This is a genomic window from Pseudomonas agronomica (genome assembly GCF_025917275.1).
GTDB lineage: Bacteria > Pseudomonadota > Gammaproteobacteria > Pseudomonadales > Pseudomonadaceae > Aquipseudomonas > Aquipseudomonas agronomica.
Genome location: NZ_JAOSHO010000013.1, coordinates 1 through 23245, shown reverse-complemented (window position 1 = coordinate 23245; position 23245 = coordinate 1). Strand labels below are relative to the sequence as shown.

Genomic DNA, 23245 nt, shown 5'->3' with positions numbered 1-23245 from the left:
ATAATGCCTAACCTTCTTACGGGCTCCTCGTTACCAACGGACCATGACCGACATCCTCCTCTCCCTGTTCAGCGCCGCCCTGATCAACAACTTTGTGTTGCATTGGCCGCTGGGCATCGATCCGCTGCTAGGGGCCGAGGGTAGGCGCCAAGTGCACGCCTTGGGTCTGGCGACGGCATGCCTGATGCTGATCGTCGGCACCTTCGGTTATCTGATCGACGACTGGCTGTTGGCTCCGGCAAACCTGACATCGCTCCGGTTATTCGTCTGGATGCCGCTGAGCGTGCTGCTGATCGCACCGTTGCTGCGACTGCTGGCACGCTGGCTGCCTTCACTGCCGTTCGATGGCCTGTGGCCGCTGTTGCTCGGCAATGCCGGTGTCCTCGGTGTCGCGTTGCTCAACGGACGGAGTGACCAGGGGCTGGGGTCCGCAATGGCTTTCGGCCTGGGGGCCGGATTGGGTTTCTGGTGGGTGCTGAGTCTGTTCGACGACTTGCGCCAGCGTACCTTCAACAATGATATTCCCCTGCCCTTTCGGGGCCTGCCGATTCAGTTGATCAGCGCCGGATTGATGGCGGTGGCCTTCCTCGGATTACGCGGGCTGGTCAAGACATGAACCTGATCCAAAGTATCGACGCCCTGCTGCCGCAGACCCAATGCGGCAAATGCGGCCATCCCGGCTGCAAGCCCTACGCCGAAGGCATCGTCCAAGGCGAGCCGATCAACAAATGCCCCCCCGGCGGCGTTGAAACCATCGCGGCCCTGGCCGAGCTGATGAGGGTGCCCGTGCTGGAGCTGGATGCCAGTCGCGGCCCCGCGCCGGCGCAGATCGCCTTTATCCGTGAGGCCGAGTGCATCGGTTGCACCAAATGCATCCAGGCCTGCCCGGTGGACGCGATTGTCGGCGCGGCAAAACTGATGCACACCGTCCTCATCGACGAATGCACCGGCTGCGATCTTTGCGTGGCGCCTTGCCCAGTGGACTGCATTGAAATGCGGCCACTGCCGATGGAGACCGTGCTGCCGGTCGTTGGCGGCCTGGCCTTCAGCATCGAAGCGCTGCAGGCGCGTGCCGCCAAGCGCAACCACGCCCGCCAGCGCTTCGAACAGCGCAACGCGCGTCTGCGTCGCGAAGAGGAACAGCGTCAGGCCGAGCGCCTGGCGCGGGTCCAGCGCAACGCCCAGGCCCAACCCCAAGCACAATCCCAGCCCCTGGATCCGGTGCAAGCCGCGCTGGAGCGAGTGCGCGCGCAAAAAGCCGCCAGTGCCGATGCCGCGTTGAAGAAGGCCAAGATCGACTTGGCCATGAGCCGGGCACAACTGAATAAATCCTTGAAAGCGTTCGGCCATCCACCCACGTTCGAGCAGCAATCGCAATTGATCGTCCTGCAACGCCAGTTCGAAGCGGCGGAACAGGCGCTGGCCCAACTGGAAAGCACTACGCCGCCAGCCGCTGCGCCAGCTCCTGCGCCGGTAAACGACGCCGATCTCAAGCGGGCCAAGATCCAACTGGCGATGCGTCGCGCCGAGCTCGCCAAGGCCCGGGCCGCCGCCGCTTCGGATGAGCAATTGAAAGCGCTGGAGCTAGCCGTGGAAGACGCCGAACGGCAGGTGGCCGCCCATGCCGCTTCCTGAGCCGCTGGATGAGCGACTGCGACAGGCGATGGGCCGGGTATTACTGGCAACGCTGCCGGGCGTGCTGGCCTTGATGTGGGTGTATGGCTGGGGCGTGATATTCAATCTGTTGCTGTCCGGCCTCACCGCGCTGGCGGTCGAGGCCCTGGTACTGCGTTTGCGACGCCGACCACTCAAGCCGGCACTGGGCGATGGTAGCGCAATGGTCAGCGCCACCTTGCTGGCCGTTGCCCTGCCGGCCTATTGCCCGTGGTGGCTGACGGTCACAGCGACCGCCTGCGCCTTGTTGTTTGGCAAACATGTGTGGGGCGGGGTCGGCAGCAATCCGTTCAATCCGGCCATGCTGGGATACGCCCTGGTCCTGTTGGCATTCCCCCAACACATGAGCCAATGGCCAACGCTTCATGGCCTCGGCCTGGGCGATGGGTTGCGGCACGTTGCTGGCATTGCCCAGGCGCCCGATGGATGGGCTGGCGCCACTGCGCTGGACAGCCTGAAAATCAATAGAAGCCTGACCAACGACGAACTGTTTGCCAGTGACCCGGCGTTCGGTCGTTGGGGTGGGCGTGGTGTCGAGTGGGTCAACCTCGCCTTCCTCGCTGGCGGCCTGTTTCTGCTGCAACAACGCGTGTTCAGTTGGCACGCCCCGGTGGGCATGCTTGTCAGCCTGTTTACTGTGAGCCTGTTGTGCTGGAACGGGTCTGGCTCCGACTCCCACGGCTCGCCGCTGTTTCATCTGCTGACCGGCGCGACCATGCTGGGCGCGTTTTTTATCGTGACCGAACCCGTGTCCGGGGCCAGGGCGCCGCTTGCGCGATTGTTGTTCGGCGCAGGCGCGGGGTTGCTGGTCTATCTGATTCGCACCTGGGGCGGCTTCCCGGATGGCGTGGCGTTTGCGGTGCTGTTGATGAACCTCGGTGTCCCGGCGCTGGACCGCTTCGTCGAGGCGCGGCAAAGGCGGTCGCTGGCATGAAGAAAACTGCGGGCGTTGCGATCCTGACATTGCTGGCCGGCCTCGGTGTTGGCGTCACGTACGTTGTGCAGATCAACACCGCCGGGCGCATCGAAGCCCAGCGACAGGCGATCGCCAACACAACCCTGCTAGACGTGTTGCCAAGCGGCCAGTATGACAACCAGCCCTTGGCGCGGTCGGTTGTCGCGGCGCCGGTGACATTGCCCCACAGCACGCTGCTGGACGGCTTCCTGGCGACCCGCGGCGGCCAGCCCATGGCTGTGCTCTTGCGCAGTCAGGCAGTGGGCTATGAAGGAAGCATCGAATTACTGGTCGCCATCGACCCGACCGGCCGGCTGCTGGGCGTAAAAACCCTGCGTCAGTCGGAAACGCCTGGCCTGGGTGCGGCAATCGCCGGTTGGCCGAACAGCTGGCTACAGATGTTCCAAGGCAAGTCGCGCCAGGCGCCCACGGATGAAGGTTGGGCCTTGAAGAAGGACCAGGGCCAATTCGATCAGTTGGCTGGCGCGACGGTGACGTCCAGGGCGGTGCTTCAGGCTGTCCACGATGCGTTGCGCTACTTCGATGAGCATACGGCCCAACTGACCGGAGCGAACGTCCATGATTAAGCCTGCGTCCTGGCACCGCGGCCTGGTCCTCGTTCCCCTGGTGGGTGCCAGCGACTCGCTGGTCAATGCGCTGGTCCTATGGCTTACCTGGGTTCTGATCAGCTTCGCCCACGGTTTGACAATGGCTTTGCTGAGGCCCCGCCTTACAGCCTGCCAGCGTCTTTTCGCAGCCATCATACTGGCCGCAGCCATGGCCGCTTGCGCAGACCTGTTGGCACAGGCCTGGATACTGGAGCGGTATGGCACGTTGAGCTTGTATATCGGATGGATCGCGCTGAGCTGCGTGGCACTGGAACACCTGACAATCATCGAACCCCGCATGCTTGCTCATCTCAGGCTGGCGGGACAATTCGGCCTGTTGATTTCCAGCCTGGGCGCTTTGCGAGAGATGATCGGCGCAGGTGTCCCATTGGCCCTGCTCGCCCCCGGCGGATTCATCCTGCTCGGCCTGTTGCTCGCCGCCTATCAGGCCATGACTTGCACTCCCTCCCGTTCATCCCTAGAGGAAAAGCCGCGCCCATGAACGCCGCAAAACGCCTGGAAATATTTCGTCGCTTTCATGAAGACAACCCGGAGCCGAAAACCGAACTGGCCTACTCCTCTCCGTTCGAACTGCTGATTGCGGTGATTCTGTCGGCCCAATCCACCGACGTTGGCGTCAACAAGGCCACGGCCAAATTGTTCCCGGTGGCCAATACGCCGCAAGCGATCCATGCCCTGGGCGTGGAAGGACTGTCCGAATACATCAAGACCATCGGGCTATTCAACAGCAAGGCGAAAAACGTCATCGAAACCTGTCGCCTGTTGATGGAGCGCCATGGCGGTGAAATCCCGCAGACTCGTGAAGAACTTGAAGCCCTTCCAGGCGTCGGGCGTAAAACCGCCAACGTGGTGCTCAACACCGCATTTCGTCAACTGACAATGGCGGTTGATACGCACATTTTCCGCGTGAGTAACCGCACAGGGCTGGCCCCCGGCAAAAACGTGGTTGAGGTGGAAAAAAAGCTGTTGAAATTTGTCCCCAGGGAATACCTCCTGGACTCCCACCACTGGCTCATTCTCCATGGGCGTTACGTCTGCCTGGCGCGCAAGCCCCGGTGCGGAAGCTGCCGGATAGAAGATCTGTGCGAATACAAGCACAAGACATCCGACGATTGATGGGCTATTGGTTTTGTTGATCCACCGATTGAAAAAATCTTTTTTACCCGCCGGTAATTTATCGATATAAGGAGCGCCAATGGCAGTCTTAGCCTGGAGTCGAACCCATGAGTACTGGCAAAGAACAACTGGATGTAGAGGACGATTTCATCACCGTTGAGGCTGATGATGCGGAACCTGTGGCGGTGGAAGTGGCAAAAACCAACCTGAGCAAACGCCGCACCATTGATAACCTGCTGGAAGAGCGTCGCCTGCAGAAACAATTGGCCGATTATGATTTTGACCTCTGACACGTAAAAGCCTCCCTGGTGGAGGCTTTTTACTGTGTACGTGTGGCCCTGGAGTCAGACCAATCCATTTCGTTGTGCCAATTCGATCAGGTCCACCAGCGACCGGGCGTTGAGTTTCAACAACAGGCGCGTCTTGTAGGTACTGACGGTCTTGTTGCTAAGGAACATGGCGTCTGCTATCTCCTTGTTGGTCATTCCGCGAGCCAGTTGCTGCAAGACCATCATTTCCCGCCCGGACAGACGATTCACCATCTCGGACTCACTGGCATTCCCAAGACTTGAACGTACCGTGTGCAGTGCCTGGTTGGGAAAGTAACTGTAGCCCGACAGCACGGCCTTTATTGCACTTAACAGTTCGGTCAGGTCCTGTTGCTTGCAAACATAGCCCGCTGCCCCCGTTTGCATGCAACGCATCGAGAAATGCCCGGGTGCCTGGGACGTCAATACCAATACTTTCAAGGGAGAGGGATTTATGGTCAGGCGCGCGATGACTTCCAATCCATCCAACTTCGGAATTCCAATATCCAGGATAACGATATCGGGCATTTGTTCCCGGGCAATCTGTAACGCATCAACGCCATTATCCGTTTCGGCGATAACTTCATATCCATGACGCTCCATTAGCAAACGTACAGCAAGACGAATGACGGGGTGATCATCCACGATCAGCACTTTATTCATGGGCAAATCCAATTTCGCTGTTCGAATTTTTAGAGCATGCACAATAGCCTAGTCATTTCTCCCTTGGCATGCCGCTCCCCCTGAGTGCTCGCAGCGAAAGACATAACCTACAAACATTACAGAAAATTCCTACAAATAATCCGCGGAATAATGTGGCATGAATTTTCCAGAAAAATCGAAACAGTGAATCTGACGCACCGAAGCCCCTATGAATGACGCGACTTTTCTTGGGGAACAAAACACATTTCAATTCACGCCGACAAACATCTTCATAAAAAGTAACTGATTTATTTACAGACAAACGGTAAAAATTTTACTCAATCAAAATCAGTTTCTGTATAAAAAGAAGCGCTGGATATTCTCGAATCAAAGGACTTGATCGCCTTTAGCCAGTCTATTTTGCATTGAGCCAACACGTCGAAATCCATTCGATTAAAACTTCAATCATCGAGCATGAATTACCCATGAGCATTCATCATGAACAAGACTCAAAGAACCATTACCAACCCCATGACGCTGATCGCCATACTTGCAACATTATCCGAAACCTCTGCGGCGATATCCCTGCCATTCCTGGATGATGAAGATCGTGAATGCTATATCTGGTTTCTGATCGGCTTTCCCTTTTATCTGTCGCTGCTGTTTTTTCTCACGCTCAATTTTAATTACCGTTCTCTGTACGCACCTTCGGACCTCCATAAAAGCAAACACGTAAAAAAAACCACGAACGGCTCAACCGGGCGACGCGGGCATGTGTTAAGTCGAGGAAGGAAAAACCAAAGTCGTTTGATGCGTCTTCGTCGAAGAAGAAAGCCGTGAGCCTGTTCGACAGACGAAAGATAAAAAAACGGCCTGCTCATGGCAGGCCGTTTTCTATTGAACCGGATCAGAACAGCTTGCGACCCTTGTTCGCCGCGATACGCATGCGCAGGGCGTTGAGCTTGATGAAACCAGCCGCGTCGGCCTGGTTGTAGGCGCCACCGTCTTCTTCGAAGGTCGCGATGTTGGCATCGAACAGCGAATCGTCGGACTTGCGCCCGGTCACGATCACGTTGCCCTTGTACAGCTTCAGGCGCACGACACCGTTCACGTTGACCTGGGAGGCATCGATCATCTGTTGCAGCATCAGACGCTCCGGGCTCCACCAGTAGCCGGTGTAGATCAGGCTGGCGTACTTGGGCATCAACTCGTCCTTCAAGTGAGCCACTTCGCGATCCAGGGTGATCGATTCGATCGCCCGGTGAGCGCGCAGCATGATGGTGCCGCCTGGGGTTTCGTAGCAGCCACGGGACTTCATGCCGACATAACGGTTCTCGACGATGTCCAGGCGACCGATGCCGTGTTCGCCGCCGATACGATTCAGGGTGGCGAGCACGGTGGCCGGGCTCATTTCCACGCCGTCGAGCGCGACGATGTCACCGTTGCGATAGGTCAGTTCCAGGTACTGCGGGGTGTCGGGCGCCTTCTCGGGAGAGACGGTCCAACGCCACATGTCTTCTTCGTGCTCGGTCCAGGTGTCTTCCAGCACGCCGCCTTCATAGGAGATGTGCAACAGGTTGGCGTCCATCGAGTACGGGGATTTCTTCTTGCCGTGGCGCTCGATCGGAATCGCATGCTTCTCGGCGTAGTCCATGAGTTTTTCACGGGACAGCAGGTCCCACTCGCGCCACGGAGCGATGACTTTCACGCCGGGCTTGAGCGCATAGGCACCCAGTTCGAAACGCACCTGGTCGTTACCTTTACCGGTGGCGCCATGGGAAATGGCGTCGGCGCCGGTTTCGTTGGCGATTTCGATCAGGCGCTTGGCAATCAGCGGACGGGCGATGGACGTACCCAGCAGGTACTCGCCTTCGTAAACGGTGTTGGCGCGGAACATCGGGAACACGAAGTCACGGACGAACTCTTCGCGCAGGTCATCGATGTAGATTTCTTTGACGCCCATGGCCTGGGCCTTGGCGCGTGCAGGCTCGACTTCTTCGCCCTGCCCCAGGTCCGCGGTGAAGGTCACCACTTCGCAGTTATAAGTGTCCTGCAGCCACTTGAGGATCACCGAAGTGTCCAGGCCGCCGGAATACGCCAGAACGACCTTGTTTACGTCCGCCATGCCATCACTCCACGGGTTGTACGGAAAGCCGGGAAGTCTAACGTCCAGCGCGGATAATTTACAGAGGCGCGACAGCTTATGACGACGAAGCGACAGATTATGTCGATTGGGCGACGATCAGGACGGGATCAGGAAGTGCGTGCAGTCGCCGCGGCAGGCGTGGCAGCTTTGGCCGGAGCAACCGGCGTCGGTGCCTTGCCCGGCGCAGCAGCGGGCGCCACGGCAGGGGCCGCTGGCGCTGTCGCGGGTGTTGCCGGCTGAGGAGCCGGGGCCTGTGTGGCCGCTACACGTTCCAGCTGTACGACTACACGGCGATTCTTGGCCCGATTGGTTGCGTTGGTATTGGGAACCAGCGGATAGCGCTCGCCATGGAAGCGCACGGTGAATTGGGACTCTTCAAAACCGTTGGCCTTGAAGAAGTCCATGACCGCCAGCGCACGACGGCGCGACAGTTCACGGTTGGTCAAACGATTGCCGCTGTTGTCGGAATGGCCATCGAGCTCAACATGATTGACGCTCGGGTCGGCCTTGATGAAGTCGAGCATGACCTGCAACTGCGCCTTGGCCTGGGCGTCGAGCTCAATCCCCTCGCCGGGAAAGCCGATCTGGGTTTGCTTGATCTGTTCGAAGTTCTTCGGCAACAGTTTTGCTACACAGCCTTGATAATCGTTGAACGCCTTGTTGAAGCGCACAGGCAGCAGCCGGACTTCCGATACGCGCCCGTCCTCGGTATTGCGTCGAATCACCGGGCTGCGTCCTTCCATAAGCCCGCTGATCAGACGGCCCGCCTGTATTTGGGAGCTATTGAACAACACATCGCCACTGCCGATCCTGACCGAGCCCAGGTTGATATCGCCCCGTCCCGGCTGCCACGGCGCCGCAGCCGCCAATAACGTCGCGGAGCCGCCACCGAGCATCGGGTTATAGGTCTTGAGCCGGAACGTAGCCTGTTCGCCCGCCTTGCGCACGAATTCTCCGCTGCCAAAATCGGTGATCGGCTGGCTCAGCCGGCACTCGAACTTGTCGCCTTCGACCGTCCACTCAATGCTCTCCAGACGGGTCTGGAAAGTGAGCGCCATCGCGGGAAGGCTGGCAAACACACTGAGCAAGGCTAGATAACGCTGGCGCACGGGAGGCTCCACTGGCTTTTTATACGGAAATCGAAAACGCGGGGCATGCCGCTTGGCCGAGACACGGCACAAAATCGTGGCACACCTGAAGGGGCTATCGGTAACTTGCGGCAAAACTTGATAGCGGGTGCCCGGATCGGTCTTTTCCGGTAGCATTCCCCGGAGATTTACCCGCCTGGAAGCCCCCCATGTCCGACCGCCTGACCCTGCTGCGTCCCGACGACTGGCATATTCATCTTCGCGATGGTGCTGTGTTGACCCATACCGTCGCCGATGTCGCGCGCACTTTTGGCCGCGCCATCATCATGCCCAACCTGGTTCCGCCCGTGCGCAACGCCGCCGAAGCCGATGGCTATCGCCAGCGCATCCTGGCCGCGCGCCCAGCCGGCAGCCGCTTCGAACCGCTGATGGTGCTTTACCTCACCGACCGCACTCAGCCCGAAGAAATACGCGAGGCCAAGGCCAGCGGTTTTGTCCATGCCGCCAAGCTATACCCGGCTGGCGCGACAACCAATTCCGATTCCGGTGTCACCAGCATCGACAAGATCTTCCCGGCGCTGGAGGCGATGGCCGAAGTCGGCATGCCGTTGTTGATCCACGGCGAAGTGACCCGGGGCGATGTCGATGTGTTCGACCGCGAGAAAATCTTCATCGACGAGCACATGCGCCGCGTCGTCGAGCGTTTCCCGACCCTCAAGGTTGTGTTCGAGCACATCACCACGGGCGATGCCGTGCAGTTCGTCAACGAGGCCCCGGCCAACGTTGGCGCAACCATCACCGCCCATCACCTGTTGTACAACCGCAACCACATGTTGGTGGGCGGGATCCGGCCACACTTCTATTGCCTGCCGATCCTCAAGCGCAACACCCATCAGGAAGCCTTGCTGGACGCGGCCACCAGCGGCAGCGCCAAGTTTTTCCTCGGCACGGACTCGGCGCCCCACGCCCGTCACGCCAAGGAGGCGGCCTGCGGTTGCGCCGGCTGCTACACCGCCTACGCCGCCATCGAGATGTACGCCGAGGCGTTCGAGCAGCGCAGCGCCCTGGACAAGCTCGAAGGCTTCGCCAGCCTGCACGGCCCACGCTTCTATGGGCTGCCGGTGAACACCGATCGTATTACCCTGGTCCGCGACGAGTGGACCGCCCCTGCCAGCCTGCCGTTTGGCGAGCAGACTGTCATCCCGCTGCGCGCCGGTGAAAAACTGCGCTGGCGCCTGCTGGAGGAAAACGCGTGAGTGAAGATCATTTCGACGACGAACTGGACGGCAATGGCGGCTCGGGCGGCCCTCGCCACCCCATGGCTGCCCGCTTCCGGGGTTATCTGCCGGTTGTGGTCGACGTAGAAACCGGTGGTTTCAACTCAGCCACCGATGCGCTGCTGGAAATCGCCGCGACGACCATTGGCATGGATGAGAAAGGCTTTGTCTTCCCCGACCACACCTATTTCTTCCGGGTCGAACCGTTCGAAGGCGCCAACGTTGAAGCAGCCGCCCTGGAGTTCACCGGGATCAAGCTCGATCATCCGTTGCGCATGGCGGTCAGCGAAGAAACCGCCTTGACCGACATCTTCCGTGGCGTGCGCAAGGCGCTGAAAGCCAACGGCTGCAAGCGTGCGATCCTGGTCGGCCATAACAGCAGCTTCGACCTGGGTTTCCTCAACGCGGCCGTTGCGCGCCTGGACATGAAGCGCAATCCGTTTCACCCGTTCTCCAGCTTCGATACGGCGACCCTCGCAGGCTTGGCATACGGCCAGACGGTATTGGCCAAGGCCTGCCAGGCAGCCGACATCGATTTCGATGGCCGCGAAGCCCACTCGGCCCGCTACGACACCGAAAAGACTGCCGAGCTGTTCTGCGGCATCGTCAATCGGTGGAAGGAGATGGGTGGCTGGCAGGATTTCGACGACTAAGCGAGGCGGGACTGCCCTGTAGGAGCTGCCGCAGGCTGCGATCTTTTGATCTTGGGCTTCACCCAGGATTCAACTGGCTAAGGAAAGATCGCAGCCTCGTTACACTCGACAGCTCCTACAGCACCCATAAAAAAACCGGCCCATCGAGGGCCGGTTTTTTTATGCCGCGGTTGCGCTTACAGCTTGTCGCTGTGCTCACCCAGGTATGCGGCTACGCCTTCAGGCGATGCAGTCATGCCCTTGTCGCCTTTTTTCCAGTTGGCCGGGCAGACTTCGCCGTGCTCTTCGTGGAATTGCAGGGCGTCGACCAGACGGATCAGCTCTTCCATGTTACGGCCCAGCGGCAGGTCGTTGATGATCTGCGAACGGACCACGCCTTTGTCATCGATCAGGAACGCGCCACGGAAGGCCACGCCGCCTTCGGACTCCACGTCGTAGGCCTTGGCGATTTCATGCTTCATGTCGGCAGCCATGGTGTATTTGACCGGGCCGATACCGCCGGCGTTGATAGCAGTGTTGCGCCAGGCGTTGTGGGTGAAGTGCGAGTCGATCGAAACAGCGACCACTTCAACGTTGCGCGCCTTGAAGTCATCCATGCGGTGATCCAGGGCGATCAGCTCGGACGGGCAGACGAAGGTGAAGTCCAGCGGGTAAAAGAACACCAGGCCGTATTTGCCTTTGATGGCCGAGGACAGGGTGAAGCTGTCGACGATTTCGCCGTTGCCGAGGACGGCCGGAACGGTGAAGTCAGGGGCTTGTTTGCCTACGAGTACGCTCATTGGATATCTCCTGGTGTAGTAACGTGAAAACAGGGTCCGCGCCAGCCTGCCACCTCCAGGCGACAGCCCTGTGACACGAACCCGCTTCGCAAGGACCGACCATCATACACCGGGCTTTTGCGCTGTCCTCAACGGTTTTTCGACAACAGCGAAATTCGAGGCGCCTGTTTGCCTCTGCACCTCAAAACCGTTCGTCAGTCCAACGCCAAGGTGGTGAAAGAGTTCCAGAAACCACTTTGACAATCATTCTCGTTAACATTAAGATCCGTCTCAATTGAGTCACAACCAGCGACGGTTCTCACTTATGTATGTATGCCTCTGCACTGGCGTCACCGACGGGCAAATCCGCGAAGCGATCTATGAAGGTTGCTGCAGCTATCGCGAAGTCCGCCAGGCCACCGGCGTAGCCAGCCAATGCGGTAAATGCGCCTGCCTCGCCAAGGAAGTGGTGCGTGAAACCCTCGCCAAAGTACAGACCGCCCAGGCCTCGATCCCTTATCCGGTAGAATTTACTGCCGCATAAATCCAGCTTTTTGAAGAACCGGACTCAATGTCCGGTTTTTTTATGCCTGTAAATCAAATGCTTAGCGCCAAGACGCGGAACACAAACATTCTTATTCCGATTAATTTTCATTTATTATTCAATAACTTAGGTTTGACACTGATAAATACGCGGCTCAAACTCGCCCCATAGACAGCTATTACAGGGCAGGCCGTTACCATGAAAGGCGACATCACAGTCATCCAGCATCTCAACAAGATCCTCGCCAATGAGCTGGTCGCGATCAATCAATACTTCCTGCATGCGCGCATGTACGAAGATTGGGGCCTGAACAAGCTGGGCAAACACGAATATCACGAATCCATCGACGAGATGAAACACGCGGACAAACTGATCAAGCGCATCCTGTTCCTCGAAGGCCTGCCAAACGTCCAGGACCTGGGCAAGCTGCACATCGGTGAACATACCCGCGAAATGCTTGAGTGCGACCTGCGTATCGAACGCACTGGCCACGCCGACCTCAAAGCCGCCATCGCCCATTGCGAAAGCGTCGGTGACTTCGGCAGCCGCGAACTGCTCGAAGATATTCTCGAATCGGAAGAAGAACACATCGACTGGCTGGAAACCCAACTGGGCCTGATCGACAAAGTGGGTCTTGAGAACTACCTGCAGTCGCAGATGGGCGAAGAATAAGCTTCCCCGCAAGCAAGCCACTAAAAAGCCCCGCCCTCTTTCGAGGTGCGGGGCTTTTTATTGCCTGGATTTCAAACCACTGAAATCCATTGTGGGAGCGAGCTTGCTCGCGATAGCGGTAGGTCAGTCAGTATTTTTTTGCCTGATCCACCGCTATCGCGAGCAAGCTCGCTCCCACAAGGGTTCATGTTCACCACAACCGGTGTAGTGAACAGAACCTCATGAATCAAGCTTCGGACTTGTTCGCCGCTGCTGCTTCTACAGCCGCCTTGATCGTGGTCTGCAGAGAACCATCAGCCGCCATCTCGGTCATGATGTCGCTACCACCGATCAGCTCACCACCCACCCACAGCTGTGGGAAGGTTGGCCAGTTGGCGTACTTTGGCAGGTTGGCGCGGATTTCCGGGTTCTGCAGGATATCCACGTAGGCGAACTTCTCGCCACACGCCATCACCGCCTGGGCAGCCTTGGCCGAGAAGCCGCACTGGGGGGCATTCGGCGAGCCTTTCATGTAAAGCAGGATGGTGTTGTTGGCAATCTGGTCTTTGATCGTTTCGATGATATCCACGGAGCACCTCGGCTTGAACTTTGCGACTACAGATGTCGACACGGTGGCGCATTGTAACGGAAAGCCGAGCACCCTGCTCGGTCCGCCCCAGGGACAATTTTACGCAGCTGCGACTTTCACCGGAACCCCGTTGAGCGCCGCATTGCCGGACAATTCATCAAGCTGACCGTCATCCGTCAGGTCGTTGGCGCTGGAACCGGGCTGCCCGCTGGCGATGGTCATCTGCACACCCGGACGGGCATGGCCCCACCCGTGTGGCAAGCTCACCACACCTTTCATCATGTCCTGGCTGCCCTGCACTTCCACTTCGATCGCGCCTACGCGAGAACTGACCTTAACCCGCTGCCCATCGACAAGGCCTCGGCTGGCGAGATCGTCCGGGTGCATCAGCAACTGGTGGCGCGGCTTGCCTTTCACCAGCCGATGAAAATTATGCATCCAGGAATTGTTGCTGCGCACATGACGACGACCAATCATCAATAGCTCGTCGGACGCTGGCGGCGGCAACGCGGCAAAACGTGCCAGGTCGGCGAGGATCACCGCTGGCGCCGCCTGCACCCGGCCGTTTTCGGTTTTCAACCGGGGAGCCAGGTTGGGCTTGAGCGCACCGAGATCGATGCCGTGGGGATGATCGAACAGCGTCGCCAGGGATAATTTGTGCGGCGATGCATCCCCGTACGCACCCGCCCGCAGGCCGAAATCGATCATCTGCGCTGGCGGCATGGTCGGCTTGAGTTCCTTGCCGGTCCGGGCAGCAAAGGCTTTTGCCAGGCCAACGAAGATCTCCCAATCGTGCAATGCCCCTTCGGGCTTGGGCAGGATCGCCCGGTTGAAACGAGTGACGTTGCGCACCGCGAACAGATTGAAGGTGGTGTCGTAATGATCGTTTTCCAGCGCCGAAGTCGATGGCAGGATCAAGTCGGCGTAGCGCGTGGTCTCGTTGATGTACAGGTCGACACTGACCATGAACTCAAGCCCATCCAATGCCTGTTCGAGTTGCCGCCCGTTGGGCGTGGACAAAACCGGATTGCCGGCTACGGTCACCAACGCGCGGATCTGTCCTTCGCCCTCGGTGAGCATTTCTTCGGCCAGGGTCGATACGGGCAGCTCGCCGGCGTATTCGGGGCGCCCGGACACCCGGCTTTGCCAGCGATTGAAATGGCCGCCCGAGGTGGTCGCCACCAGGTCAACCGCCGGCTCGGTGCACAGCGCCCCACCCACCCGGTCGAGGTTGCCAGTGACCAGGTTGATCAGCTGGATCAGCCAATGGCACAGCGTGCCGAAAGCCTGGGTTGAAACCCCCATCCGCCCGTAACACACGGCCGACGGCGCGGCGGCGAAATCGCGGGCCAACTGACGGATCTGCGCGGCCGGAACAGCACAGAGAGGGCTCATCGTCTCGGCGGTAAAGGTTGCAACGGCCTGGCGCACTTCGTCGAGGCCATCCACCGGCAAGTGGCTGTCGCGGGTCAGGCCTTCGCTGAACAGCGTGTTGAGCAAGCCAAACAGCAGCGCGGCGTCGCCACCGGGACGTACAAAGAGGTGCTGGTTGGCGATGGCTGCTGTCTCGCTGCGCCGAGGATCAACCACCACGACCTGGCCGCCACGGGCCTGGATCGCCTTCAAACGCTTCTCCACGTCGGGTACGGTCATGATGCTGCCGTTGGAAGCCAGCGGGTTGCCGCCCAGGATCAACATGAAGTCAGTGTGGTCGATGTCCGGGATAGGCAGGAGCAAACCATGCCCGTACATCAGGTGGCTGGTCAGGTGATGGGGCAACTGATCCACCGAAGTCGCCGAAAAGCGACTGCGCGTCTTCAGCAAGCCCAGGAAATAGTTGCTGTGGGTCATCAGCCCATAATTGTGCACGCTGGGGTTGCCCTGGTAGACCGCCACCGCGTTCTGGCCGTGACGTTCTTGAATGCTCGCGAGACGCTCAGCCACCAACGTGAAGGCTTCGTCCCAGGCAATCGGCTGCCATTCGCCGCCGACCCGACGCATGGGCTGGCGCAAGCGGTCCGGATCGTTCTGGATGTCCTGCAGCGCCACTGCCTTGGGACAAATGTGGCCACGGCTGAAACTGTCCAGCGGATCGCCCTTGATCGAGGTGATCGCCAGGCCCTGGCCTTCGGTTTCAGTGGTTTCGAGGGTCAGGCCGCAGATGGCCTCGCACAGGTGGCACGCACGGTGGTGAAGAGTCTTGGTCATGGCCAGTCTCTGTTTTATTCGTGGCGGGCATTTTCGGCCGCGGGAGCAAAACTATGGCCCGTGATCCTCGACAGCGCCAGCGACGTTCGTCCCGTGAATCGCCGGGCATCAGGCCCGCCGATGAAGCGGCGTCAGGGCTGTTCCGGCGGCGGCGCCAACAACTGGATTTCCTCGATGGTCTCCACCTGCTCTTGGGCCATGGGCACCCCGGTCAATTCGCCGATCAGTCGCCAATGTTCATCGAGGCCACCGCTGATGGTGGCCATGCGGTCAATCATTCGCCGGCCGGCGGCCTTGGTGACTTCGTCGTCACTGCGCAACAATTCGAATGACATGGACGTCACCGAAGCGGTGAGGTGCGTCAGGGAGCGTGCCGTCAGCCCCAACAATTCCATCAGTTGTTGCTCTTTCAAATCCATTTCGGGGCTCCTGCATCTCGGGATTCATTTATAACCCAGCCCCCCGCATTAGGAAATATTTCACGTCCGACAACAGACAGGCGCGCCAGACACAGGCCACCGCAATCACTTGCCCGAAAGACAGCCACCCGCCCGGCTTGATTGCCAAGCGACTCGACGCCAGTGTACAAATGGTCCGCTGCTGTCAGGAAACCGGCCTCGACCATGCCATCGCAACTCTGTGATGGCTTCGCTGAAATCCCATAAAACCGTAGCCCTATTGGTAAGACGCGACATTTCCTTATAAGATCGCGCCTTCCCCTATTTCGTCGCCCCGTGCGGCTTTTGCCGCAGGTCTCGCCCGTTTTTTCGTTAAACAAGGCTTTGAGCATCTGCGGTCAGTTACAAAAAGGTAGTCAATCATGAGCGCAAGGCACTTTCTCTCCCTGACGGATTTCACGCCCGAAGAGTTGCTCGGCGTCATCCGTCGAGGCGTGGAGCTCAAGGACCTGCGTAAGCGCGGCGTACTGTTCGAGCCCTTGAAAAACCGAGTGCTGGGGATGATTTTCGAGAAGTCATCGACCCGCACGCGCATTTCATTTGAAGCCGGCATGATCCAGCTCGGTGGCCAGGCGATCTTCCTCTCGCCCCGCGACACCCAATTGGGCCGTGGCGAGCCGATCAGCGATTGCGCCATCGTCATGTCGAGCATGCTCGACGCCATGATGATCCGTACCTTTGCCCACAGCACGTTGACTCAGTTCGCCGCCCACTCCCGTGTGCCGGTGATCAATGGCCTGTCCGATGATTTGCATCCTTGCCAATTGCTGGCCGACATGCAGACGTTCCTTGAGCATCGCGGCTCGATCCAAGGCAAGACCGTGGCGTGGATCGGCGATGGCAACAACATGTGCAACAGCTATATAGAAGCCGCGATTCAATTCGACTTCCAGTTGCGTATCGCCTGCCCTGAAGGCTACGAGCCCAATCCGGAATTCGTTGCCAAGGCCGGTGACCGGGTGACCATCCTGCGCGACCCGAAACAGGCCGTCGCCGGTGCGCACCTGGTGAGCACCGATGTCTGGACTTCCATGGGCCAGGAAGAAGAAACCGCCAAACGCTTGAAGTTGTTCGCGCCCTTCCAGGTCAATCGCGCCCTGCTCGACCTGGCGGACGCCGAGGTACTGTTCATGCATTGCCTGCCGGCCCACCGTGGCGAAGAGATCAGCCTCGACTTGCTGGACGACCCGCGCTCCGTGGCCTGGGACCAGGCGGAAAACCGTCTCCACGCGCAGAAAGCCCTGCTGGAGTTCCTGGTCGAGCCGGCGTACCACCACGCATGAGCCATTCGTTGCTGCTGAACCTGCAAAACCTGGCCTGCGGCTACCAGGACCAGCGGGTCGTACAAAACCTCAACCTGCACCTCAATGCGGGCGACATCGGTTGCCTGCTCGGCTCGTCCGGATGCGGCAAGACCACGACCTTGCGGGCCATCGCCGGGTTCGAGCCGGTACACGAAGGTGAGATCCAGTTGGCCGGGGAAACCATCTCCCGGGCCGGCTTCACCCTGGCGCCGGAAAAACGCCGCATCGGCATGGTGTTCCAGGATTACGCGCTGTTCCCGCATTTGAGCGTCGCCGAGAACCTGGCGTTTGGTATCCGCAAGCACCCCGAAAAGGACCGCGTGGTCGACGAACTGCTGGAACTGGTCAACCTGAAGAACCTGGGGAAACGCTTCCCCCATGAACTCTCCGGAGGCCAGCAACAACGCGTCGCACTCGCCCGGGCATTGGCGCCCGAACCGCAATTGTTACTGCTCGACGAACCCTTCTCCAATCTGGACGGCGAGCTGCGACGCAAGCTCAGTCATGAGGTCCGGGACATTCTCAAGGCCCGGGGCACCAGTGCGATCCTGGTCACCCATGATCAGGAAGAGGCGTTTGCCGTGAGTGATCATGTCGGGGTGTTCCGGGAAGGTCGGCTGGAGCAGTGGGACACGCCTTACAACCTGTATCACGAACCGCTGACGGCCTATGTCGCCAGCTTCATCGGACAGGGTTACTTCATCCGGGGGCAACTGGATAGCCCGGAATCGGTGCAGACCGAATTGGGCGTGCTGCGCGGCAACCGGGCCTACACCTGGCCGGTTGGTTGCGCCGTGGACGTGTTGCTGCGCCCTGACGACATCGTCTACGCGCCGGACAGTCCCCTGACGGCGACCATCGTCGGCAAGACATTCCAAGGCGCTTCAACCCTGTATCGGCTGCAATTGCCGACGGGCGCACAACTGGAATCGATTTTCCCGAGCCATGCCGACCATCTGGTCGGCGCCACTGTGGGTATTCGCGTGGCGGCCGAGCACTTGGTGCTGTTCCAGGCATCGGGTAGCACGGCGGCACACTTGCCGCCGATGGAAAGCGGTGTGCGGCGGTTCAGCACTGTGTAGGAGCTGCCGAAGGCTGCGCTCTTTTGATCTTCTGTTTGATTCAGTGAGCCTGGAAAAGATCGCAGCCTCGCTTCGCTCGGCAGCTCCTACCAGATGTATCGAGCATTAGCCCAGCGACAACGTCCCGCTGGCCACCAAGGTCGCATGGCCACCGATCTTCACTCGCTCGCCTTCCAACCGGCAAAACAACGCCCCGCCCCTGGCCGAGCATTGATAAGCCGTCAGCCCCAGCTTGCTCAGACGCTTGGACCAATAAGGGATGAGGCTGCAATGGGTCGACCCGGTCACCGGGTCCTCGTTGATGCCAATCGCCGGAGCAAAATAGCGCGAGACAAAATCGTGCTTGCTTCCCGGTGCGGTAACGATCGCGCCCGGCCACGGCAGTTTCGCCAGGGCCGCCATGTCCGGCTTGCATTCAAGGACAGCCTGTTCCGATTCCAACACCACGAACAGTTCGTTCGAGCTCAGCACGTCCACCGCCTCGACGCCCAAGGCATTCTGGACCGCCAGTGACGCGCCCAATTCAACGGGCACGATGGCCGGGAAATCCAGCCACAGCCGATCGCCTTCGCGGGTCACGCTCAGGGCGCCGGATTTGCAGATGAAATCCAGTCGCTGCGAAGCTTCTTTATATATCTCGAACAATACGTAGGCGCTGGCCAGCGTGGCATGACCACACAAAGGGACTTCAGTGGTGGGGGTAAACCAACGGATGTGCCATTGCTGGTTCTCTCGTACCAGGAAAGCGGTCTCGGCCAGGTTGTGTTCAGCGGCTATTTTCTGCATCAGGTCATCGGCGAGCCAGGCATCGAGCCGATAGACCATCGCAGGGTTGCCGCCGAAAGGCCGGTCACTGAACGCATCGACCTGATGAAACGCAAGCTGCATGGCACTTCTCCTTTTTTATTGATGCGCGAGCATGACTGGCCACGCCACCGTTTATCCAGTGACAGATCCGTAGAATTTTCGCCCTACAGCGCATAACAAATCCGACATTCTTTCAGCCTTGAAGACTCCCTCCATTGTGTGACGGCCGCTCCCGCTCGATGGCGCGGCTGCTACGAAGCGTCGTTCAGGCACGCCCAATATCAGCAAACTTCGCCCCGGTATGCTCCGCCAATACCGCAGGCGCCAATTCAACTTCCAGACCACGCCTCCCCGCGCTGACAAACATGTGGGTGAGAGGCTGCGCGGAACTGTCGATAAACGTGCGTAGACGCTTTTTCTGTCCCAACGGACTGATGCCCCCCAGTAAATAACCGGTGGAACGCTGGGCGGCGGACGGATCGGCCATCTCGACTTTTTTCACCCCGGCAGCATGGGCCAGTGCTTTCAGATCCAGGCTTCCCGCCACCGGCACCACGGCCACCAGCAGCTCACCTTTTTCACTGGCCGCCAGCAAGGTCTTGAACACCTGCGCCGGGTCCAGTCCTAGCTTTTCCGCCGCCTCCAAGCCATAAGACGCAGCCTTGGGGTCGTGTTCGTAGCTATGAATGCGATGTTCGGCGCGCACTTTCTTAAGCAGATCCAACGCAGGGGTCATGACCATTCCTTACAGGGAAACGAATGGCAAAATTCTATGCGATCAGCGGGCAAAAGGCTTTGAGCACATTGCGTTCATTATCAAGACGCCCAGCATGCCGAGAATCATTCACATCACGAATAATCCAAATGTGACCAATGGTTCACTTTCGACCTTTGACAGCAGCGTTTCTTGTCTATATTTTTTCGAAACTGAAAGCAGAAACACGTGTCTCAAGAAACACTCCGGGGCCAGGGTGAACATCCGGGCCTTTGGCGAAGAACGCGCAACCAGGCTTTATCGGTAGCGCAAGACAAGAAAAAGAATTGAGGTTTGAATGGCTACTGCTTTAGAACAACCGCCCCTTTCCAGCCAATGCCTGGCCGAATTCCTGGGGACGGCCTTGCTGATTTTTTTCGGCACCGGATGCGTTGCGGCGCTCAAGGTCGCGGGTGCCAGCTTCGGCCTATGGGAGATCAGTATCATCTGGGGCGTTGGTGTCAGCATGGCGATCTACCTCAGCGCAGGCATCTCCGGCGCGCACCTGAACCCCGCCGTCAGCATCGCCCTGAGCCTCTTCACTGACTTCGAAAAACGTAAACTGCCCTTCTATATCATTTGCCAAGTGGCCGGCGCTTTTTGCGGCGCGCTGCTGGTCTATACGCTGTACAGCAATCTGTTCTTCGATTTCGAACAGTCTCGTCATATGGTCCGTGGCACAGAAGCGAGCCTCGAGCTGGCTTCAGTGTTCTCCACCTATCCTCATTCGGCACTGTCCATCGGCCAGGCCTTTCTGGTCGAAATGATCATCACCGCTATCCTGATGGGCGTGATCATGTCCCTCACCGATGACAACAATGGCTTGCCTCGCGGGCCGCTGGCGCCCCTGCTGATCGGCCTGTTGATCGCCGTGATAGGCAGCTCGATGGGGCCCTTGACAGGCTTCGCGATGAACCCGGCGCGAGACTTTGGTCCTAAGCTGATGACTTTCCTTGCAGGGTGGGGTGAAATTTCCCTCACTGGCGGACGCGACATTCCGTATTTCCTGGTGCCGATCTTTGCGCCGATTGTCGGGGCATGCCTGGGCGCCGCCGCGTACCGCGGCTTGATCGCGCGCCACTTGCCAAGCCCCTTGGCTACGGGAAAGGATGCAGGATCTGCCATCGACGGCAAACCCAGAACGTCTTGAAACAAAGGGCGCGCGCCGCTGCCCCTCACAACGCGCGCCATGGCTCCATCCCTTATTTACGTCCCAAGGCAATCGACATGACCGACATTGAGAATAAGAACTACATCATTGCCCTCGATCAGGGCACGACCAGCTCACGGGCGATTATTTTCGACCGTGACGCCAACGTGGTCGGCACCGCCCAACGGGAATTCGTCCAGCACTATCCGCAGCCAGGCTGGGTCGAACATGATCCGATGGAGATCTTCGCCACCCAGAGCGCCGTCATGGTGGAGGCATTGGCCCAGGCCGGCCTGCATCACGACCAGGTCGCCGCCATCGGCATCACCAACCAGCGCGAAACCACTGTGGTCTGGGACAAGAACACCGGGCGCCCGATCTACAACGCTATCGTCTGGCAATGCCGACGCAGCACCGAGATCTGCCAGCAACTCAAGCGTGACGGCCACGAGCAATACATCAGCGAAGCCACCGGCCTGGTCACCGATCCGTATTTCTCCGGCACCAAGCTCAAATGGATCCTCGACCACGTCGAGGGCAGCCGTGAGCGCGCGCGCAACGGCGAACTGCTGTTTGGCACAGTGGATAGCTGGCTGATCTGGAAATTCACTGGCGGCAAGGTCCATGTCACCGACTACACCAACGCCTCGCGCACCATGCTCTTCAACATCCACACGCTGGAGTGGGATGCGAAGATGCTCGACATCCTCAACATCCCTCGGGAGATGCTGCCGCAAGTCAAATCCTCCTCCGAGATCTACGGTCGTACCAAAAGTGGCATCGCCATCGGCGGCATTGCCGGCGACCAGCAGGCCGCCCTCTTCGGCCAGATGTGCGTGGAGCCGGGCCAGGCGAAAAACACCTACGGCACCGGCTGCTTCTTGTTGATGAACACCGGCAACAAGGCCGTCAAATCCAACCACGGCATGCTTACCACCATCGCCTGCGGCCCTCGCGGCGAAGTGGCGTACGCCTTGGAGGGCGCGGTGTTCAACGGTGGCTCCACCGTGCAATGGCTTCGCGATGAGCTGAAAATCATCAACGATGCCCTCGACACCGAATACTTCGCCAACAAGGTCAAGGACAGCAACGGCGTCTACCTGGTGCCGGCCTTTACCGGCCTGGGCGCACCGTATTGGGACCCCTACGCCCGCGGCGCACTGTTCGGCCTGACCCGTGGCGTGCGAGTCGATCACATCATTCGCGCCACCCTGGAATCCATCGCCTACCAGACCCGCGACTTGCTTGACGCCATGCAGCAAGACGCCGGCGAGCGCCTCAAATCCCTGCGCGTGGACGGCGGCGCGGTGGCCAACAATTTCTTGATGCAGTTCCAGGCCGATATCCTCGGCACCCACGTCGAACGCCCGAAGATGCGCGAAACCACGGCCCTTGGCGCGGCGTACCTGGCCGGCCTGGCATGCGGTTTCTGGGGCAGCCTGGAAGAGTTGCGTGGCAAAGCGGTCATCGAGCGCGAATTCGAACCGCAGCTGGATGAACACGCGAAGGAAAAACTCTACGCGGGCTGGAAAAAAGCCGTCAGCCGCACCCGCGATTGGGAGCCCCACGAAGACGCTGAATAAGGCCCGATAAAATTCTGAAACTGGTCGGGAGGGCATTCCTGCGGCATCATGGGCAAATTTTGTATGGCAGCCCAAAGGAAGCCCCATGAATCTGCCTCCCCGCCAGCAACAAATCCTCGAGCTTGTCCGCGAACGCGGCTATGTCAGCATCGAGGAAATGGCGCAGTTATTTGTCGTTACCCCACAGACCATCCGCCGCGACATCAATCAACTGGCGGAAGTGAACCTGCTGCGCCGCTACCACGGCGGCGCCGCCTACGATTCAAGCGTGGAAAACACCGCCTACGCCATGCGCGCCGATCAGATGCGCGATGAGAAACAACGCATCGCCGAGGCCATCGCTGCACAGATTCCCGACCACGCCTCGTTGTTCATCAACATCGGCACGACCACCGAATCCATCGCCCGGGCGCTGCTCAATCACAACCATCTGAAAGTCATCACCAACAACCTGCACGTGGCATCGATCCTCAGCGCCAAGGACGACTTCGAAGTCCTGATCGCCGGCGGCAACGTACGACGCGACGGCGGCGTGGTGGGCCAGGCCTCCGTCGATTTCATCAACCAGTTCAAGGTCGACTTCGCCCTGGTGGGCATCAGCGGAATCGATGAAGACGGCAGCCTGCTGGATTTCGATTATCAGGAAGTGCGAGTGTCCCAAGCCATCATCGCCAACGCCCGGCAAGTGCTGCTGGCGGCGGACTCCAGTAAATTCGGGCGCAACGCCATGGTTCGCCTGGGCCCGATCAGCCTGATCGATTGCCTGGTGACCGACCAGCAACCGGTGCCAGCCCTGGCGCAGTTGTTGAGCCAGCACAAGATTCGGCTGGAAGTGGTCTGACTTAGCCATTGTGGCGAGGGAGCTTGCT

General features: G+C 59.2%; 25 protein-coding genes and 1 pseudogene. 17 read left to right on the top strand and 9 right to left on the bottom strand.

Annotated features, from left to right (window positions below; genetic code table 11):
- The first annotated feature begins 43 nt into the window (after positions 1-43).
- The 7 genes from OC610_RS02635 (at position 44) to OC610_RS02605 (ending at position 4664) form a co-directional block, all read left to right on the top strand.
- Positions 44-616, top strand: a complete 573-nt coding sequence (locus tag OC610_RS02635; protein ID WP_264426365.1) for an Rnf-Nqr domain containing protein — start codon at positions 44-46, stop codon at positions 614-616.
- Positions 613-1635: an electron transport complex subunit RsxB gene (gene rsxB, locus OC610_RS02630; RefSeq protein ID WP_264426364.1), complete on the top strand. Its 1023-nt coding sequence runs from the start codon at positions 613-615 to the stop codon at positions 1633-1635. The genes OC610_RS02635 and rsxB overlap by 4 nt, the downstream gene beginning before the upstream one ends.
- Complete coding sequence (locus tag OC610_RS02625; protein WP_264426363.1) at positions 1622-2608, top strand: RnfABCDGE type electron transport complex subunit D; 987 nt, start codon at positions 1622-1624, stop codon at positions 2606-2608. Before rsxB ends, OC610_RS02625 begins: the two co-directional genes overlap by 14 nt.
- Positions 2605-3216, top strand: a complete 612-nt coding sequence (locus OC610_RS02620; protein ID WP_264426362.1) for an RnfABCDGE type electron transport complex subunit G — start codon at positions 2605-2607, stop codon at positions 3214-3216. Before OC610_RS02625 ends, OC610_RS02620 begins: the two co-directional genes overlap by 4 nt.
- The gene (locus tag OC610_RS02615) at positions 3209-3739 is read left to right on the top strand and encodes an Rnf-Nqr domain containing protein (protein ID WP_264426361.1); all 531 of its coding nucleotides are present in this window, start codon (positions 3209-3211) and stop codon (positions 3737-3739) included. Before OC610_RS02620 ends, OC610_RS02615 begins: the two co-directional genes overlap by 8 nt.
- On the top strand, positions 3736-4374 hold the full coding sequence (nth, locus tag OC610_RS02610; RefSeq protein ID WP_264426360.1) for an endonuclease III: 639 nt from the start codon (positions 3736-3738) through the stop codon (positions 4372-4374). The genes OC610_RS02615 and nth overlap by 4 nt, the downstream gene beginning before the upstream one ends.
- Before the next feature lie 107 nt (positions 4375-4481).
- Entirely contained in the window at positions 4482-4664 is a 183-nt protein-coding gene (locus OC610_RS02605) for a PA3496 family putative envelope integrity protein (protein WP_264426359.1), read from the top strand.
- Positions 4665-4718: 54 nt separating this feature from the next.
- Here OC610_RS02605 and OC610_RS02600 read toward each other — a convergent pair whose 3' ends face one another.
- Positions 4719-5345 carry a response regulator transcription factor gene (locus OC610_RS02600; protein WP_264426358.1) on the bottom strand — a complete coding sequence of 209 codons (627 nt, stop codon included), beginning with the start codon at positions 5343-5345 and terminating at the stop codon, positions 4719-4721.
- Between the two features lie 477 nt (positions 5346-5822).
- Here OC610_RS02600 and OC610_RS02595 point away from each other — a divergent pair.
- Positions 5823-6080, top strand: a pseudogene (locus OC610_RS02595) (hypothetical protein); the annotation flags it as partial.
- Positions 6081-6231: 151 nt separating this feature from the next.
- Here the strand turns inward: OC610_RS02595 and OC610_RS02590 are convergent.
- Positions 6232-7449, bottom strand: a complete 1218-nt coding sequence (locus tag OC610_RS02590) for an argininosuccinate synthase (protein ID WP_024779511.1) — start codon at positions 7447-7449, stop codon at positions 6232-6234.
- Between the two features lie 128 nt (positions 7450-7577).
- On the bottom strand, positions 7578-8579 hold the full coding sequence (locus tag OC610_RS02585) for a flagellar protein MotY (RefSeq protein ID WP_264426356.1): 1002 nt from the start codon (positions 8577-8579) through the stop codon (positions 7578-7580).
- A 188-nt stretch (positions 8580-8767) separates the two neighbouring features.
- Between OC610_RS02585 and pyrC the strand changes: the two genes are divergently transcribed.
- Complete coding sequence (gene pyrC, locus OC610_RS02580) at positions 8768-9814, top strand: dihydroorotase (RefSeq protein WP_264426355.1); 1047 nt, start codon at positions 8768-8770, stop codon at positions 9812-9814.
- Positions 9811-10488 (top strand): ribonuclease T, encoded by a 678-nt coding sequence (gene rnt, locus OC610_RS02575; protein WP_030142532.1) that lies wholly within the window; start codon positions 9811-9813, stop codon positions 10486-10488. The genes pyrC and rnt overlap by 4 nt, the downstream gene beginning before the upstream one ends.
- Before the next feature lie 176 nt (positions 10489-10664).
- Here the strand turns inward: rnt and OC610_RS02570 are convergent, their stop codons facing one another.
- Entirely contained in the window at positions 10665-11267 is a 603-nt protein-coding gene (locus OC610_RS02570) for a peroxiredoxin (protein ID WP_039591751.1), read from the bottom strand.
- Between the two features lie 304 nt (positions 11268-11571).
- Between OC610_RS02570 and OC610_RS02565 the strand changes: the two genes are divergently transcribed.
- Positions 11572-11790, top strand: coding sequence for a bacterioferritin-associated ferredoxin (locus OC610_RS02565; RefSeq protein WP_003178704.1), 219 nt, complete (start codon positions 11572-11574; stop codon positions 11788-11790).
- A gap of 198 nt (positions 11791-11988) precedes the next feature.
- The gene (bfr, locus tag OC610_RS02560) at positions 11989-12462 is read left to right on the top strand and encodes a bacterioferritin (RefSeq protein ID WP_003178701.1); all 474 of its coding nucleotides are present in this window, start codon (positions 11989-11991) and stop codon (positions 12460-12462) included.
- A 226-nt stretch (positions 12463-12688) separates the two neighbouring features.
- Here bfr and grxD read toward each other — a convergent pair whose 3' ends face one another.
- The 3 genes from grxD to OC610_RS02545 form a co-directional block, all read right to left on the bottom strand.
- Positions 12689-13030: a Grx4 family monothiol glutaredoxin gene (gene grxD, locus OC610_RS02555; RefSeq protein ID WP_030140761.1), complete on the bottom strand. Its 342-nt coding sequence runs from the start codon at positions 13028-13030 to the stop codon at positions 12689-12691.
- Positions 13031-13129: 99 nt separating this feature from the next.
- Positions 13130-15238, bottom strand: a complete 2109-nt coding sequence (locus OC610_RS02550) for a molybdopterin oxidoreductase family protein (protein WP_264426354.1) — start codon at positions 15236-15238, stop codon at positions 13130-13132.
- Positions 15239-15369: 131 nt separating this feature from the next.
- Positions 15370-15657, bottom strand: a complete 288-nt coding sequence (locus tag OC610_RS02545; RefSeq protein ID WP_264426353.1) for a hypothetical protein — start codon at positions 15655-15657, stop codon at positions 15370-15372.
- Between the two features lie 401 nt (positions 15658-16058).
- Here OC610_RS02545 and argF point away from each other — a divergent pair, with 401 nt between their 5' ends.
- Both argF and OC610_RS02535 read left to right on the top strand, forming a co-directional pair.
- Positions 16059-16979 (top strand): ornithine carbamoyltransferase, encoded by a 921-nt coding sequence (gene argF / locus OC610_RS02540; protein ID WP_264426352.1) that lies wholly within the window; start codon positions 16059-16061, stop codon positions 16977-16979.
- Positions 16976-18082 (top strand): ABC transporter ATP-binding protein, encoded by a 1107-nt coding sequence (locus OC610_RS02535; protein ID WP_264426351.1) that lies wholly within the window; start codon positions 16976-16978, stop codon positions 18080-18082. The genes argF and OC610_RS02535 overlap by 4 nt, the downstream gene beginning before the upstream one ends.
- A gap of 105 nt (positions 18083-18187) precedes the next feature.
- Here the strand turns inward: OC610_RS02535 and OC610_RS02530 are convergent, their stop codons facing one another.
- Positions 18188-18970 carry a PhzF family phenazine biosynthesis protein gene (locus OC610_RS02530; protein WP_264426350.1) on the bottom strand — a complete coding sequence of 261 codons (783 nt, stop codon included), beginning with the start codon at positions 18968-18970 and terminating at the stop codon, positions 18188-18190.
- A gap of 184 nt (positions 18971-19154) precedes the next feature.
- A complete protein-coding gene (gene ybaK / locus OC610_RS02525) occupies positions 19155-19625 on the bottom strand; it encodes a Cys-tRNA(Pro) deacylase (protein WP_264426349.1) in 471 nt (156 codons plus the stop codon).
- A gap of 316 nt (positions 19626-19941) precedes the next feature.
- On the opposite strand from ybaK, the gene OC610_RS02520 reads away from it, so the two are divergent.
- The 3 genes from OC610_RS02520 to OC610_RS02510 all read left to right on the top strand — a co-directional run bounded on the left by OC610_RS02520 (position 19942) and on the right by OC610_RS02510 (position 23217).
- Complete coding sequence (locus OC610_RS02520) at positions 19942-20793, top strand: MIP/aquaporin family protein (RefSeq protein ID WP_264426348.1); 852 nt, start codon at positions 19942-19944, stop codon at positions 20791-20793.
- 77 nt (positions 20794-20870) lie between these two features.
- Positions 20871-22376 carry a glycerol kinase GlpK gene (glpK, locus tag OC610_RS02515; protein WP_264426347.1) on the top strand — a complete coding sequence of 502 codons (1506 nt, stop codon included), beginning with the start codon at positions 20871-20873 and terminating at the stop codon, positions 22374-22376.
- Between the two features lie 85 nt (positions 22377-22461).
- Positions 22462-23217: a DeoR/GlpR family transcriptional regulator gene (locus OC610_RS02510; RefSeq protein WP_003204973.1), complete on the top strand. Its 756-nt coding sequence runs from the start codon at positions 22462-22464 to the stop codon at positions 23215-23217.
- The last annotated feature ends 28 nt before the right edge of the window (positions 23218-23245 follow it).